The organism is Bacillus sp. es.036, from assembly GCF_002563635.1.
Taxonomy (GTDB): domain Bacteria; phylum Bacillota; class Bacilli; order Bacillales; family Guptibacillaceae; genus Guptibacillus.
Genome location: NZ_PDIZ01000001.1, coordinates 404010 through 419059, shown reverse-complemented (window position 1 = coordinate 419059; position 15050 = coordinate 404010). Strand labels below are relative to the sequence as shown.

Here is a 15050-nt window from a genome sequence, read left to right as displayed (position 1 = left end):
TTTCCCACTATTTGCGTGCTACACTACTTCTTTTCCTTCCTGAGAGACTATTATCAATCACTACCGTATCATTACAAGGCAGAAACGTATGATACTGAAACTATCCAAAAAGCAACCATTGTGGTGAAGCAGAGTTTTCCAAACGCCTTCTCCCAACCTCTCCTCTTACAATAAGCTACAAAAAAGCCAGTACCTCCCCCGCATGCTTTCGCACATGAGGTAAAAGGCACTGGCTATATTTTATCCTTCTCTATGAACTAAATTTCCATGTCCCAACGCTCTTGTTGGGTTTTCTTCAACTGCTCTTCTGTTTCCTTAGGATGAACGGTTCTGAATTTATGGTGGTCAGCCGGGATGATTTCAATCATTTTGTCGATCATGTCTTTCGGATCAAACAAATCATTCAATGCAGCATCCTGCTTCTCCATTTCTACTTTAGGTGTAAAGTTCTTCTCTTCATCGTACCATTTCCACTTTTCTTCTGCGCTTCGTTTGTTAAAGCCCGTGTCATAAGCGCCGGGGTTGATGGTCGCCACTTGTACGCCAAATTCCTTTAGCTCGCCTTGCATTGTTTGGGCAATGCCTTCAAGCGCATGTTTTGTCGCGGTGTAAGGCCCGACGAACGGCGTCGCGGAAATACCTGCCATTGAACTCATGAAGACAATTTTCCCACTCCGTTTTTTCACAAATTCCTGTGCTGCGATCTGCGCTGTTTCAAGCGTGGCAAACACATTCACTTCAAATAAAGCGCGGAAACGGTCCATCGGCACTTCACTAAGAGGTCCACCTTCATTAATGGCAGCATTCGCTACAAACACATCAAAATCATACTTACGAATCTGTTCGCGATCCCGCTCGTTCGTGATATCGAGTTTGAATACCTCAATATCTAACTCCTGCTCACGAGCTTCGCGAAGCAAATCTGTTTTTTGTGACGTTAATTCAGTTGTTGCAATAATTTTATGTCCTTTTTTGGCAAGACCAAGAGAAGCTCCTCGCGCAAGTCCACTTCCGGCCCCTGTGATAAAAATCGTTTTGCTCATTTGCTCTTCCTCCGATCTGTATTATCGTGTATGTGAGATTGTTCCCACTCGAATCGGATCTTAAACAAAGAACGAAGGAATGCCAGTTAAATCCGGAAAAGCTCCTCACTTTCCCGTCAGTCTCGCATTTATCCTCTATTGGAAGGTCTCTCCTACTCACGATGGATATGAGATTCACACTTTATTAGCCAAATTCCAGATATATTGTCCAAACTCCACTTTTATTAGCTAACTAGAATCATTCTAACCGCGGCACACGAACGGCAGGCATGTGTGTCCGTACAAAGTCTTCCTTGCTTTACTTTCAAGGGAAACCTCGCTTTCTAATGAAAAAAATCATTGAAATAGCAGACTTCTTTGTTCACCAGTAGAAACTTCTTTCTACATAAAAAAAGCCTTTCTCCTCATTACACTGAGGGAAAGGCCTTTATGTTTACTCTTCCAATAACCCATTCTCCACAAGCCAATCATACGCAACGACAGAGACACTGTTTCCTTCAATGTCTACCTTGTAGTTTAATTCTCGCATGATGTCGCTGTTTAGCTGTTCAGCAAGTGGTTTTGTGATTTCTTTTACTTCTGGATATTTTTCATAGACGTCTTCATTAATTGTCACTGCTGCTGTATAAGGAGGAAAGAAATTCTTGTCATCCTTGAGCGTAATTAAGTTATATTCGACAATGGTGGGATCGGTTTCAAAAGCGACCGATATGTCAACATCGCCATTGTCTAATGCTCGTTGTGTTAATCCAATGTCCATCTGATTGATTTGATTTGTATCGAACTTAAATCCGTACGTTTTTTCTACCCCAGGAATGCCATCGGGACGGTTCGCAAACTCGGCGTCAGAGGCAATGGAAAGCTCGCCAGGATGATCATTCATATAAGCTGCGAGATCACTGATGGATTGAATCCCTAACTCTTTCGCCTGTTCTTCTCTCATGGCGAGCGCGTACGTGTTGTTTACGTTAGACATGTTCATCCAATGGATATCATTTTCTTTCCCATCAATTTCTTTTACCCGCTGAAACGCTTTTTCAGGATCAGCGATGGTATCCTGCCCCATGTAGGTAAGAAGCGCCGTACCCGTGTATTCCCACATTAAGTCGACCTGCTCATTCTCTAGGGCTTTACGCACAACGGTACTACTCAAATTATTCATTTGCTTCACATCATAACCGGCATCCTCAAGAAGGAAAGCAGTCATTTCTGAGAGCAAGTACTGTTCGGTATAGTTCTTCCCACCAACAGAAATTGGCTTCCCGCCAATTCCAACCGTTGAGCAGGATGTTATCATCGTTAAGATCATAACGATGATGATTCCACTAAGTATCTTACTTTTCACATCAACACCTCCTAACACATTACAATTCTTGTGACGGTTTTGACCCTTCAGGAACGATTAGACGCTCGAGAAGTCGAAGCAAATAGTCGACAAAAATGGCGAGTAGCGTAACAGGGATCGCACCGGAAATTAAGTAGCCATTATCAAACAGCTGAATGCCAGTGAAAATCCATACCCCAAGACCGCCTCCACCGACGACATAAGCAAGCGCAGCCGTTCCGATATTTAAAACGATCGCTGTTCGAACCCCAGCTAAGATGGAGTAGGCTGCATTCGGTAATTCGATTCTGAAAAGAATTTGGATGGGCTTCATCCCCATTCCTCTCGCTGCATCAATTAAATTTTCATCAATGGAATCAATTCCGGCGACAGTATTTCGATACATCGGCAGAAGTGAATAGATAAACAGGGCAAATACGGCTGTTTGAAACCCAATTCCAAGAATACTGATCATCAGAGCTAGCACGGCAAGACTGGGAATCGTTTGACCGAGGTTTACGGTATTTGAGACAACCCACTCCGCTCGTCTAAATGGCTTCCGTGTAACGAGAATTCCACCAGGTATGGCAATGAGTAAGGCAAGCACCGATGAAACAAGAACAAGCTGTAAGTGCTGTTTAACTAAATGCCAAAATGTTGTGGATTCTGTAAAAATGTAATCAAAATAGTGGTTACGGATCGCCCAAAAGAAGAACAACGCGACCAGCCCATATACGGAATAGCGTACAACAAGACTAATAACCCTCTTCTTATTCATGTTATACCCCCTCTAGAACTGGGGCTGGTTTTGCTTTGATTTCGTAATGAAGGTATTTCTGAACAATATCAATCGTGATCGCACCGAGCTTCTTTCCGTCATTATCACTTACAATCACCTGATCCGCTTCCTGGTTCAGTAACATGGATAAGGTGTTTCGGAGATCATGGTTTACATTAATCGTCTTTGTGTCAGCAATCGCATCATCAAATTCCGCAAGACCAATCATTTCTCTAAGGTCCTGGATTGTATGTAAACTTAAGCTTTTAATAGCCCTGTCTTTTCCAAAGAACTCTCGAACGAATTCATTCTTAGGACGGACCAGCATTTCGGAAGGCGTGTCATATTGCATCAGCTCTCCACCACGAAGAAGCACAATTTTATCGGCCATTTTGATCGCTTCGTCTATATCGTGACTGACAAACAAAATCGTTTTCTTTACTTCCTGTTGAATTTGCAAAAATTCGTCCTGAATTTTTTCACGGATAATCGGATCAAGCGCTCCAAAAGGTTCGTCCATGAGCATAACTGGGGGATCTGCCGCTAATGCGCGGATAACTCCGATGCGCTGCTGCTGCCCTCCGGAAAGCTCATGCGGATAACGCTTTCCAAATTTCTCTCCGCTTAATCCAATCATCTCCATGAGCTTGTGGAACCGCTCTTTCTTATCCTTCTTGCTCCAGCCTAAGAGATCCGGAACGATCATCGTATTCTCTTCAATTGTCATGTTCGGGAACAAGCCATTGCTTTGGATCACGTAGCCAATTTTTCTTCTTAAGGCCGTTTGGTTTAGTGACATAGAATCTTGTCCATCAATCGTGATTTTCCCATCTGATATCGTTTCAAGTCGGTTAACCATTCGGAGCAATGTCGTTTTTCCGCAGCCGGATGGGCCTAACAGAACCACAATTTCACCTTTTTCTACAGTAAAATCTACCCCTTTGACGGCGGTGACATTGCCTTCGTATGTTTTCGTTGTTTTGTCAAACGTAATCATCCCTACACCTCACTCCTTAATTAGCAATGCTCTTCGGTGTGTACCGTTTTTGAATCCATAGTAAGATGCCATCAGCAATCATAGCTAGAATTGCAACAGCAACCGAGCCAGTAATGATCAAATAGTTATCTCCTCGTGAGATGCCTTGCGTAATTAATACGCCAAGACCACCCGCTCCGATATAAGCAGCGATGACGCCGATGCCAATATTGATGACAACAGCGGTGCGAATACCAGCCATAATCACTGGAAACGCATTTGGAATCTCTACTCGAAACAAACGTTGGATGGGCTTCATCCCGAGCCCAATTGCAGCATCCCTCATTTGAGGATTAACGTTACGAATCGCGGTGTATGTATTCCGAATAATCGGTAGCTGGGCATAGAGAACCAATGCCACGAAAGCTGGTACAAACCCGATCCCCTGATTTACGATCGAGAAGACAGGAATCATAACACCAAATAACGCAATACTTGGAATCGTTAACATAACAGACGCAATCTGTAGAACTGTTTCGGCCAGATAGTCATTTGTCGTTAAATAGATTCCTAGCGGTACACCAATGAGGAGCGCTACTAGAATAGCTAACCCTACTAAAATGGCGTGCTCAATCGTCAAATCAAAAATGCGAGAAGAATTTACTTCAAGAAACTTCATCCATTTTTCCAAAATTACACCTCCCTGTCCTTTTTATTCCTAAAACACAACAATATTAATGGTAACATAGTCCTTCCGGTTTTTGGCGCTTTCACACAGGAAAGTGCAGAAATGGTGACTGTCACCACCCGTTATATGGCGAATGGTGTCGATTAGACTCCTTTAGCTTATGTTTTTTGCTCGATCTTCGGTTTGGGCAGTGGATTTCTGCAGATTTTCGATGCTTACCTGCTTGAAACGCTCGGTGAAATGAGCAAATCCGGCCTCATGCAGCGGGAGAAACACGATTTATTGGCCAAATTCTCATGATATTAGCCAAATCTCATTTTTATTGTCCAAAACGAAATTATTTTGGCCTAAATCGAATTTTATTGGCTAACGAGAATCATTCTAATTCCCAGACCACCGAACAACTGCCAGCACACTACCCATCACCTCTAAACCGCTCCAAACACAATCCGCACCCTCAAATAAAAAAAACAAAACCAGGCAGTTCACACAAAACGTGTACCCCTGCCTGGTTGTTCATGACTGAGCAAAATCCCTCGCACCCGCGGCGAGTCCTGCTCTCATCTCAAGCTTCAAACCTTAACCTCTTAAACCTCAAACCACCCATTCGTAATCGTCTGGCGATACCAATAATAGCTGTCCTTTGGCGTGCGCTCAAACGTACGATAGTTCACATGAATGATACCGAAGCGCTTTTCGTAGCCAAATGCCCACTCGAAGTTATCGAGCAGTGACCAAACGATGTAGCCTTTGATTGGCACACCGGATTCAATGGCACGGTGTAAGGAAGTTAAATGCTGCTTTAAGTAATCGATCCGTTCCTGATCATGCACTCTTCCATCTTCTACTTCATGGTTATAGCAAGCACCGTTTTCTGTAATATAGATCGGCACATCACCATACGTTTCGTGAAGGTCGGTTAAGACGTTATAGAAACCGTCTGCATAGATTGGCCAGTCGATATCAGTCTTTCGATAGTCTAATGGAATTTCCTCTACTTCAAAAAGCCCTTCGCCTTCTTTATACCGTCCGAGACTACCAGTGTAATAGTTAATGCCCATGAAATCGATCGGCTGTGAAATGAGTTCAAGGTCGCCGTCTTCAAGCTTTAGCTTCGCATTGTGGTTTTCAAAGATCGTAATCAATGTTTCTGGATACGATCCTTTAAAGACAGGATCCATGAACCATTCCTTCTGCCACATCATCGCTCGCTTACAGGCGTCGATATCTTCTTGTTTGTTACTGAATGGCTCGAGCCATCCTGTGTTAGGGGCATAGCCGATTTCACCTTCTGGTAAAAGCTCTCTGAAGGATTTCACGGCTTTTCCGTGCGCAAGCATCAGATGGTGTGCGACGTCGACGCCCGCTTGTAGATCCGTTTTACCAGGTGCGTGTGCGCCTAAGTAGTTTGATAGGAATGAAGCACACCACGGTTCGTTGATCGTAATCCACTTCGATACTTTGTCGCCAAACTCTTTAAACATTGCGACCGCATACTCGTTAAACGCATCAATCGTGTCACGGTTCTCCCAGCCGCCTTTATCCTGGAGCACTTGAGGAAGATCCCAGTGATAAAGAGTGATCATTGGTTCAATGCCATTTTCAATCAGCTCATCGATCAAGTTTTGGTAGTAAGCCACTCCCTTCGGATTCAGCTCGCCTCTTCCTTCAGGCATAACCCGTGGCCAGGCAATGGAGAAGCGGTAAAGGTCTACGCCTAACTTCTTCAGATGCTGCACGTCTTCTTTATAGAGATGATAGCTGTTGCATGCTTCGTCTCCATGATCGCCATTTTTTACGTTCCCTGGCGCATGGGAGAACGTGTCCCAAATGGACGGCGAACGGCCATCTTCATTCGCTGCGCCTTCGATTTGATAAGAAGCGGTTGCTGCGCCCCATTTCAGCGTTTCTGGAAATTGAATTGTTGTCATGTTGGTAGCCTCCTGTAGTCGGAGCCCTCTTACCTTTCTATACTAGATGATCGAATCACAAGTTCAGGGTCCACTTTCACTGGATGGATCTCTTCGTTTCCTTGTATTAAATCATCCAGCATGTAGGCTGCGAGCTTTCCTAACTTTTGTTTGTCCTGTTTCACGGTCGTAAGAGGGGGATCGCTATAGCGACAAGATTCAATGTCATCACAGCCGATTAGTTGCATATCTTCCGGAACTTTGATGCCGTGCTCCTTCAATGCTTTCAACGCACCGAGCGCCATCATGTCAGAAGCAGCGAACACGGCTTCAGGACGTTCATCGTCCTGAAGAATCTTGATCATCGCGTGGTACCCACTATCCTCGAAGAAATCGCCATAGTGAATCCACTTTTCATTCAACGGCAGACCGAACTGCTTCATCGCATCCATGAATCCTTCATTTCGAATCCCCGAAATAAGCGAATCTTGTTTCCCACCAATGTACGCGACCTTTTTTACTTTATTTAAATAGAAATTCTCAACGACTTTCATACCAATCTTGGCATTATCCGTCATGATATAGCTGGATTTTGGTCCTTCTAATTTTAAATCGATGCCAATACACGGAATCTCACTTTGCGCGATTTCATGAACCGCCGCTTCAATTTCATCCCCCGCAACGATCAGGCAGCCATCGACATGGAAATGCCTACATCGCTCCAGGTATTTGCTTTCACCTTGATAGAACTTTTCATTCGAAAACAGAAGGAGATCATATCCGAGAGCCCCCACTGCTTTCTTAAATGTATTCATCACTTCATTAAAGAAAGGGTGTTTGAAATCGACGTTGATTTTCCCCGCGTAGATTAACCCAATTAAGTTCGATTTCTTCGTAGCCAGCGATTTCGCTGAAAAAGTCGGCTGGTATTTTGTGTCTTCAATGATTTTATATACTTTCTGACGAGTGGCCTCACTGATCCCGTCGTAGTTGTTCATAATTTTTGATACAGTTGCTGGAGAAACCCCAGCCATTCTAGCAATATCTCTAATCGTTAAATTCATCGCGTTCATCTCCTTAGCAACATCGCTAACGTATTCTCATTTTATTGTATCAAAATACGGGGGAGAGACAGCCGATTATTTAACAGATCCTTCCGTAATGCTCGAAATAAACCACTTGTTGAAAATAAGGAAAATAATGATCAATGGAACCGTTGCCCAGAACACGCCTGAAAGTAACATTCCGAAATCGACTCGGAAAGCATTGTTTAGAGAAGCAAGCGCCACCTGTAGCGTATAAGAAGAAGGATCACGCAAAACGGTGAACTGCCATAGGAATTCTCCCCAAACTAACGTAAAGACAATAATTCCGAGTGTCGCAAAAGCAGGCTTGATAATCGGAATGACGATACTCCAATAAATTCTAAAGTTCGAACACCCATCAAGCTTTGCCGCTTCCATTAATTCGTCAGGTACGGATTCGCTAATATATTGACGCATTAGGAAAATTCCGAGTGGATTTAGTAGGAATAAGATTCCTGCACCCATCAATGTATCAAGCCAGCCGAGCTGAGAAATGAGATAGTACTGTGGAATCAATCCCAGCTGAGGCGGAATAACCATTGTTAACAGAATTAAGATGAACAAAAAGTTTTTACCTGGGAACTGGAATTTCGCAAACGCAAATCCTGCTAATGAACTGATCAGTAAAACCGCTACGGTTACGACTGTACATAGCAAGACAGTATTCCACATCGCCTGGAAAAACGGAATCGTATCCAGTACCTTCTGGAAGTTCTCGACTAGCTTTCCACCAGGTAGTAGCGTCGGTGGAATGGAGTTATACGCCGCACTCGGCTGCGTCGCCATGACGAACATCCAGTAAAATGGGAACAGAGAAAAGAGAGAGGTAAATCCCAGGATAAGATAAATCGGTAACGTGCCTGCTTTTGATTGATTTTTTCTTTTTTTCATCCCTTACACTCCTCTCTTCTTCTTGCTGCCAATGCCAGATGTTAACCACGTATTGATCGCTGCAGCACCGATAATGATAATAAGCAACAATACTGCCGTAGCGGATGCTGTTCCGAATGAGCCAAGGTTAAAGGCATCACGGTACAAGTACATCACCACTGTCATCGCTTCATCACGACTGAATGCGGATGAGCCTAAGAACACGGTTGGTTCTGCGAATAATTGCAGCGCACCAACAGTCGACATAAATACCGTTAGAATAATGAATGGCTTCAATAATGGAATCGTAATGTAGATAAACTGCTCGAGCTTGTTCGCTCCATCAATGGTAGCCGCTTCATACAGATCCTTCGAAATACTTTGTAGACCAGCAAGATAAATGATCGTATTATAGCCGACCCAGCGCCAGAATACCATGAGCGCAATCGCAATTTTCGCTCCCCATTCAGACGTTTTCCAGCTCACCGGATCAACGCCGAACAAGCCAATCACGTAGTTCGCAAGCGCCGTTTCATTACTACTAAAGAAAACCCCAAACACGAGAGCAACGGCAACCATCGACGTGATGTATGGCATAAAAATCGTTACCCTGAAGAAATTAGTGAAACGGATCACAGCGAGATTTAGGAAATAAGCGAGAACAATCCCGACAATTAACTGCGGGGCCGTTCCCATTAACCCGATGATGACCGTGTTATATAAAGACTTCCAAAATAATGGATCTTGTAAAACGACTGCAAAGTTACTAAGTCCAACAAACTCCATCTCACCAAGCCCGTTCCACTCTTGAAAAGCTAGGACAATACTGAACAGAGCTGGATATAACCCAATAATCCCAAACACAATAAAGAATGGTGCAACATAGAGATAGCCTGAAATCATGTCTTTCTTCTTTTCAGACAGTTTACTAGTTTTGATTTTCTTCCGAGCTTTTGCTTGCTTTTGCACATCCTCCAAAGCCTTAACCTCCTCCAAAGTTAAAGGCCGGAAGAGTTTTCCCCCGCCAGCCTTTAAGCAGCTTTCTGTTTATCGTTTCACTAAGCCCTCGATACGCTTAACCGCATCTTTCCATTCTTTCTCAGGGTCAGCGCCTTCTTGTACGTTCCTTAGAGCAGTCAGTACTTCATCATTAACTGTTACGTATTTTGGTCCTTTGTAGACAGCTGGAATTTCTTTCGCTGCTTCCGCAAAAGTAGCCGCTGTATTTTGACCACCGAAGTATTCGTCTTCGTTATTCACAAACTCGTCCATTTCGTACACGGATGGCGCAGAAGGGAAAAGTCCGCTCTCTTCGAATGATTTCAACTGGTTTTCAGGAGAAACGAGCCATTTTGCAAACTCATATGCTTCTTCACTATGCTCTGTTTCTGCCGGGATCGTGACGTAAGATCCACCCCAGTTACCAGCGAACTCACTTGGTAGTGTTGATACGCGCCAGTTGCCTTTTCCTTCTGGAGCATTTTCTGTCATGTAGCCTTTCAACCACGCTGGCGCCATTTCGACGGCAAAGTCACCTTTGTTAAGAGCCGTTGCCCATTCAGGCGTCCACATTTCATAATTTCCTACGTAACCCTTTTCATAAAGAGACACAGCGTAGTCATAAGCGTCTTTTACTTCATTGCCTTCCTTGCCAATGATCAGCTCATCTTTCTCATTGAAGTAACTTTTCTCTAAAGCATCCATGTTGGCGCGGTAAGCCATTTCCATGCTATCAACCATTGGTTTGCCTGTTTCATCAAGCACCGTTTTCGCAGCGTCTGCAAATTGAGCAGGTGAGGAAATCATTTCTTTTACTTTCTCTGGTTCAGTTGGTAAGTTTGCTTCTTCAAAAACATCAACGTTGTAATACATCGCTTTCGGACCGATATCTGTTGGAAGTCCGAATAAGAAGTCGCCATCTGTACTCTCTGCCATATTCCATTTCCAATCAAGGTAATCGCCTTGCACTTCATCTGCTCCAAGATCATACAGGTTCACAAATCTCTCCTGCGCTTCACGGTAACGATCAAGCTGATCCACTTCGATCATCGCAAGATCCGGAGCGCCCGTACCTGCAGAAATCGATGTAAATAAGCTGTTATGGTGATCGCCTAGCTCAGACGTTTTTACATTAATCTCAACATCCGGATTTTCTTTCATATATTCTTCCGCTAGAGAATCATAATTTGTCGCCCCAAATGTCCAAAAGTTCAATTTCACTTTGCCATCTCCAGATGACTCATCTCCGCCCCCGTTACAAGCAGCTAATACTAAAGCTGTACTTAGCAACAATACGGAAAGAAATTTCTTTTTACCTTTCATCCTATATCCCCTCCAATAAAATGATAGACCCATAGATGAACAAAACAAGTTAAGGAAACCGGTTTCGTAAACCAGCAAAAAAAATAGCCGGAATGGTTCGTTAGTTATGATTAAACCACATAATGTATCCGATTTCAATGGTAAATGTGGGAGTTTTCTAATTTTTGAAGTAGTTTTTAGTAAACCGGTTTCCTTAATATGGGTTGCGGGACTGAGGACCTCTCGCTTTATTGGCTAGATTTCGATTATATAAACCAAGATCGTTTTTTATTGGCTAAATCCAGAATATATTGGCCAAACTCAACTTTTATTAGCTAACAAGAATGATTCTAACGTCGACAGGAGCTAACAGCCCTGGCCACCTCTCATAACGAACCTCTTCATGCACAAAAAAAGCCGCCCTTCGCTTACCAACGAAGGGCGGCTTTACAATTACGACTACTCCCGCTCAAACAACGACACGCCAGCAATTCCTGGATGCGTCATCTCATAAGGATCTAGAATTAAGTTCAGTTCTTCTTCTGTCAGCACATCATACTTTATGCAAAGCTCGCGAATCGAGGCACCGCTTAGGATCGCTTCTCTCGCGATTCGCGCCGCTACTTCATATCCGATATGCGGGTTTACGGCAGTTAGAACGCCAACGCTTTTTTCCACGTATTCATTGAGACGATCTTCATTCGCTTCAATGCCTTTTAAGCAGTTGTCTGTAAACGTACGGAACGTGTTTTTCATAATGCTAAGCGATTGAAGCAGATTGAAAATAAGCACTGGCTCCATGACGTTTAACTCGAGCTGCCCTGCTTCTGAAGCGAGGCAGATGGTGTTGTCGTTTCCGATCACCTGGAAAGCAACCTGGTTAATCACTTCAGGTAGTACTGGATTCACTTTACCTGGCATGATCGAAGAGCCGGGTTGTCTTGCAGGCAAGCTGATTTCGCCCAATCCTGCTCGTGGTCCTGACGCCATTAAGCGCAGGTCATTCGCGATTTTTGACATGTTCATCATGCACACTTTTAACGCACCGGAAACTTCCGTATATGCGTCGGTATTTTGCGTCGCGTCAACCATGTCTTCCGCCCCAACAAGCGGTAAACCGCTAATGTCAGCAAGTTCTTTTACGACGAATTCAATATAGCGCGGATCTGCATTTAGCCCGGTGCCAACCGCGGTTGCGCCCATGTTCAGTTCATACAAATGCTGACGGGATTGTTTGATTCGCTTTATATCTCGTGCGATCACGCGGCTGTATGCTTGAAACTCTTGTCCAAGTCGAATCGGTACGGCATCTTGAAGATGGGTACGCCCCATTTTAATAATATGGTTAAACTCTTCGGCTTTTTGTTCGAAAACCGCATGCATGTCTTCCATTGTGCTTAGTAGTTGCTCCATCATATTTAAAACGGAGAGGTGAATGGCAGTTGGAAACGAATCGTTTGTGGACTGCGACATGTTCACATGCGTATTCGGACTACAAACAATGTAGTTCCCTTTTTCTTCTCCTAACAATTCAATCGCGCGGTTTGCGATCACCTCGTTCACGTTCATGTTGATCGAAGTGCCAGCCCCTCCCTGGATGGGATCGACAATGATGTGATCGTGCATCTTTCCTTCCAGCAATTCGTCCGCTGCTTCGACGATCGCATTTCCGATGCCAGAATACAGATGCTTCACTTCCATGTTGGCAAGCGCCGCCGCTTTCTTCACCATCGCGAATCCTTTAATCAATTCTTCATGAATGCGGTAGCCCGTAATCGGAAAATTCTCTACGGCGCGTAGCGTTTGAATGCCATAATAGGCTTCAATCGGTACTTCCTTTTCTCCTAAAAAATCAGATTCCATTCTTGTGTTGTTCATAGTTGTCGGCATGATAACTTCTCCTTCTTATTCTTCGTCCTCTAATCTATCGAACTGTCATGATCAATCTCCTGAGCTTCAATGATTCGTCCATGATAAATAATAGTATAAACGATCGATAAGGTGAACCCCTTCTTTATTGACCAAAATCCTGATTTATTGGCTAATTTCTAATTTTATTGGCTAAATCCCACATATATTGGCCAAATTCGACTTTTATTGGCTAACGAGAATCATTCTTCCAAACAGAAGCATCCCGCAGCAAAAAGAGAGCCCTCATTACGAGAGCTCTCTTTTTCGTTCTCACTTCCCCGCCATTAACACCCATTTACCATGCCTTTCGTACGCTTGTTTCAGCTAAAACTAAAAAAATTCGCTTAACCCCCATATAATTCGGGTAACAATAGGAGAAATACTTTTTAGAGGAGGTTAAATCATGGAAGCTCGCGAACGTGTTCAACAATGGATCCATGCCACATTTGATATTCAAGACGTTACCCTTGAGAATGATCATTCGCTCCCTTATGGTCAACGAGTTTGGTCGGAAGGTGACGATGATTATGCGATTGTCTTCTTTGATGAATCATCTGATCAAGTGATGTGTTCGTTTAAAGAGTTGGAACAGCTATTCTTTCGCGTCGATCCATTCGTAGAATTTGCAGAAATCCACCAATGAATGAGGGTATCTATGAAAAAAACAATCCTAATAAGATAGCTATCCTTTTCTTACCTGCTTATCTCCTTGCAAAGCCCGTATGCGAAAAGGATAGCTCCATTCATTCTCTCTTTCACCAGCAGCCTCTCCACCTAAAACCCACCCAAATACCGTCCATACCTCATCAATTGAAACCGGCACTTGTAAAATGCCAGGCGATCCTTAGCCATTAGCGCAATGTACGGATCGGGGTTTTGATGATTGATTTCAATCAGCGACATCTGACAATTGTCATCTAATCCAACATCCACACCAATGTTACCTAAATGATAGCCGTGTTCTTCTAATGTGTTAATGGAACGTAACACGATTTGCTCCATTTCTTTTTCGACTCTCTGAATCTCTTTATCTTCAAGTTTCCATACGCCTTTCAACGTGTCCCTTGCAATTTCAGTATGACCACCCGCCGTTATGTTGCTAACGATTTGCCCTCTAGCTCCGTACCTTGAGTAGATTCCTAAGTTCTCCCACAATCCCTTCTCATTCTTTGCAACCATCACCCGGAAATCAATTACGCTCCCTTCATGCGTTTTTAAAGGGATCGTTTGTTGAATAAGAAAAGCGCCTGGAATAAGATGCTTTTGAAAAAAGAGATGGCTTTCGGCTTCAGCCGTGAATACTTCCTCATGTCTCATCCGTTTCTCATCATATTTCACCTTTATTTGTTCGCCATTTTTGACAACATTAAAGATGCGTTTCCCTAATCTACCGTGTAACGGCTTAATATAGATGTTTCCATGCCTGTTCAGCATGTCGTGGATATCCTCAACATTTGTGTAAAGGGCCGTTTCAGGCAGATGTTCCTTTAATTCTGGTCGTAACATTTGATGCATTTCCCATTTCGAGAAATGCGGATAGTTGAAAACGCGACCTCCTAGCAGTGAGTCAAAATTCTTCATATGTTCGTGAAACATTTCCCATGAGGAGGTTAAACTTGGCTCTGCAATCGACATAACAACGCCTGGAAATGGAAAGCTTCTCACTTCCCAGCTGTTTTTCTCAGGATCATAGAGATAACCAGAAATCGTTTGCTTTTCTTTCTGAATTCCTTCGATCGAAAACACAGCGATTGCGCCCCCAATGTAGTGATAACCTTTTACAAAGCTTTTGTATGTTGGTAACATTTCCGTTAATTTTCGATTCGTTAATTCACAAAGAATCCCAATAAAAGGACCGATCGTAATCTTGTCCCCTTGTACAACCAAATCATAGCCGCACGTTAATGGTAGTCCAAGCTGTTTCACCACATTTGTTGAAAGATGCACATTTTCTTCGTTGATCGTATCAGAAAAGTGAATCGTTACTTCTACCGATCTAATTCCGAACTGTAGCCGCACGTGCTTATTTGAATATCCAACTAGACCAGGAAAGGATGATTTCGAAACGATCATCATTTGGCCTTTTTTCTCGTATGGTTTGATCACATACATCCTACTACCCCCGCTCCATTTTTCACAGTTGGCAAGCTCTAAGGTAGTATAT

Annotated in this window: 13 protein-coding genes; 1 reads left to right on the top strand and 12 read right to left on the bottom strand. The window is 43.4% G+C overall.

The window, feature by feature from the left end; genetic code table 11:
* Positions 1 to 257 precede the first annotated feature (257 nt).
* The 11 genes from ATG70_RS02210 to aspA all read right to left on the bottom strand — a co-directional run bounded on the left by ATG70_RS02210 (position 258) and on the right by aspA (position 12865).
* Positions 258 to 1043, bottom strand: a complete 786-nt coding sequence (locus tag ATG70_RS02210; protein ID WP_098442750.1) for an SDR family oxidoreductase — start codon at positions 1041 to 1043, stop codon at positions 258 to 260.
* Positions 1044 to 1476: 433 nt separating this feature from the next.
* Positions 1477 to 2388, bottom strand: coding sequence for an ABC transporter substrate-binding protein (locus ATG70_RS02205; protein ID WP_257147586.1), 912 nt, complete (start codon positions 2386 to 2388; stop codon positions 1477 to 1479).
* A 19-nt stretch (positions 2389 to 2407) separates the two neighbouring features.
* Positions 2408 to 3145 (bottom strand): ABC transporter permease, encoded by a 738-nt coding sequence (locus ATG70_RS02200; RefSeq protein ID WP_098442749.1) that lies wholly within the window; start codon positions 3143 to 3145, stop codon positions 2408 to 2410.
* A gap of 1 nt (position 3146) precedes the next feature.
* Positions 3147 to 4142: an ABC transporter ATP-binding protein gene (locus ATG70_RS02195; protein ID WP_098442748.1), complete on the bottom strand. Its 996-nt coding sequence runs from the start codon at positions 4140 to 4142 to the stop codon at positions 3147 to 3149.
* A gap of 16 nt (positions 4143 to 4158) precedes the next feature.
* Entirely contained in the window at positions 4159 to 4812 is a 654-nt protein-coding gene (locus ATG70_RS02190) for an ABC transporter permease (RefSeq protein ID WP_098442747.1), read from the bottom strand.
* A 584-nt stretch (positions 4813 to 5396) separates the two neighbouring features.
* On the bottom strand, positions 5397 to 6740 hold the full coding sequence (locus ATG70_RS02185; RefSeq protein WP_098442746.1) for a GH1 family beta-glucosidase: 1344 nt from the start codon (positions 6738 to 6740) through the stop codon (positions 5397 to 5399).
* 29 nt (positions 6741 to 6769) lie between these two features.
* A complete protein-coding gene (locus ATG70_RS02180) occupies positions 6770 to 7783 on the bottom strand; it encodes a LacI family DNA-binding transcriptional regulator (RefSeq protein ID WP_098442745.1) in 1014 nt (337 codons plus the stop codon).
* A gap of 75 nt (positions 7784 to 7858) precedes the next feature.
* The gene (locus tag ATG70_RS02175) at positions 7859 to 8695 is read right to left on the bottom strand and encodes a carbohydrate ABC transporter permease (protein ID WP_098442744.1); all 837 of its coding nucleotides are present in this window, start codon (positions 8693 to 8695) and stop codon (positions 7859 to 7861) included.
* Between the two features lie 3 nt (positions 8696 to 8698).
* Positions 8699 to 9652, bottom strand: coding sequence for a carbohydrate ABC transporter permease (locus ATG70_RS02170; RefSeq protein WP_098442743.1), 954 nt, complete (start codon positions 9650 to 9652; stop codon positions 8699 to 8701).
* 69 nt (positions 9653 to 9721) lie between these two features.
* The gene (locus ATG70_RS02165; RefSeq protein WP_098442742.1) at positions 9722 to 10996 is read right to left on the bottom strand and encodes an ABC transporter substrate-binding protein; all 1275 of its coding nucleotides are present in this window, start codon (positions 10994 to 10996) and stop codon (positions 9722 to 9724) included.
* Positions 10997 to 11434: 438 nt separating this feature from the next.
* Positions 11435 to 12865: an aspartate ammonia-lyase gene (gene aspA, locus ATG70_RS02160; protein ID WP_098442741.1), complete on the bottom strand. Its 1431-nt coding sequence runs from the start codon at positions 12863 to 12865 to the stop codon at positions 11435 to 11437.
* 424 nt (positions 12866 to 13289) lie between these two features.
* On the opposite strand from aspA, the gene ATG70_RS02155 reads away from it, so the two are divergent.
* Positions 13290 to 13529 carry a hypothetical protein gene (locus tag ATG70_RS02155; protein WP_098442740.1) on the top strand — a complete coding sequence of 80 codons (240 nt, stop codon included), beginning with the start codon at positions 13290 to 13292 and terminating at the stop codon, positions 13527 to 13529.
* Between the two features lie 131 nt (positions 13530 to 13660).
* Here ATG70_RS02155 and ATG70_RS02150 read toward each other — a convergent pair whose 3' ends face one another.
* Positions 13661 to 14998 carry a YheC/YheD family endospore coat-associated protein gene (locus ATG70_RS02150; protein ID WP_098442739.1) on the bottom strand — a complete coding sequence of 446 codons (1338 nt, stop codon included), beginning with the start codon at positions 14996 to 14998 and terminating at the stop codon, positions 13661 to 13663.
* Between the last annotated feature and the right edge of the window lie 52 nt (positions 14999 to 15050).

Coding starts and splice junctions, on each gene's coding strand:
- ATG70_RS02155 (WP_098442740.1), top strand. CDS start 13,290: ATGGAAGCTCGCGAACGTGTTCAACAATGGATCCATGCCACATTTGAT.
- ATG70_RS02210 (WP_098442750.1), bottom strand. CDS start 1,043: ATGAGCAAAACGATTTTTATCACAGGGGCCGGAAGTGGACTTGCGCGA.
- ATG70_RS02185 (WP_098442746.1), bottom strand. CDS start 6,740: ATGACAACAATTCAATTTCCAGAAACGCTGAAATGGGGCGCAGCAACC.
- ATG70_RS02195 (WP_098442748.1), bottom strand. CDS start 4,142: ATGATTACGTTTGACAAAACAACGAAAACATACGAAGGCAATGTCACC.
- ATG70_RS02165 (WP_098442742.1), bottom strand. CDS start 10,996: ATGAAAGGTAAAAAGAAATTTCTTTCCGTATTGTTGCTAAGTACAGCT.
- aspA (WP_098442741.1), bottom strand. CDS start 12,865: ATGCCGACAACTATGAACAACACAAGAATGGAATCTGATTTTTTAGGA.
- ATG70_RS02175 (WP_098442744.1), bottom strand. CDS start 8,695: ATGAAAAAAAGAAAAAATCAATCAAAAGCAGGCACGTTACCGATTTAT.
- ATG70_RS02150 (WP_098442739.1), bottom strand. CDS start 14,998: ATGTATGTGATCAAACCATACGAGAAAAAAGGCCAAATGATGATCGTT.
- ATG70_RS02200 (WP_098442749.1), bottom strand. CDS start 3,145: ATGAATAAGAAGAGGGTTATTAGTCTTGTTGTACGCTATTCCGTATAT.
- ATG70_RS02180 (WP_098442745.1), bottom strand. CDS start 7,783: ATGAATTTAACGATTAGAGATATTGCTAGAATGGCTGGGGTTTCTCCA.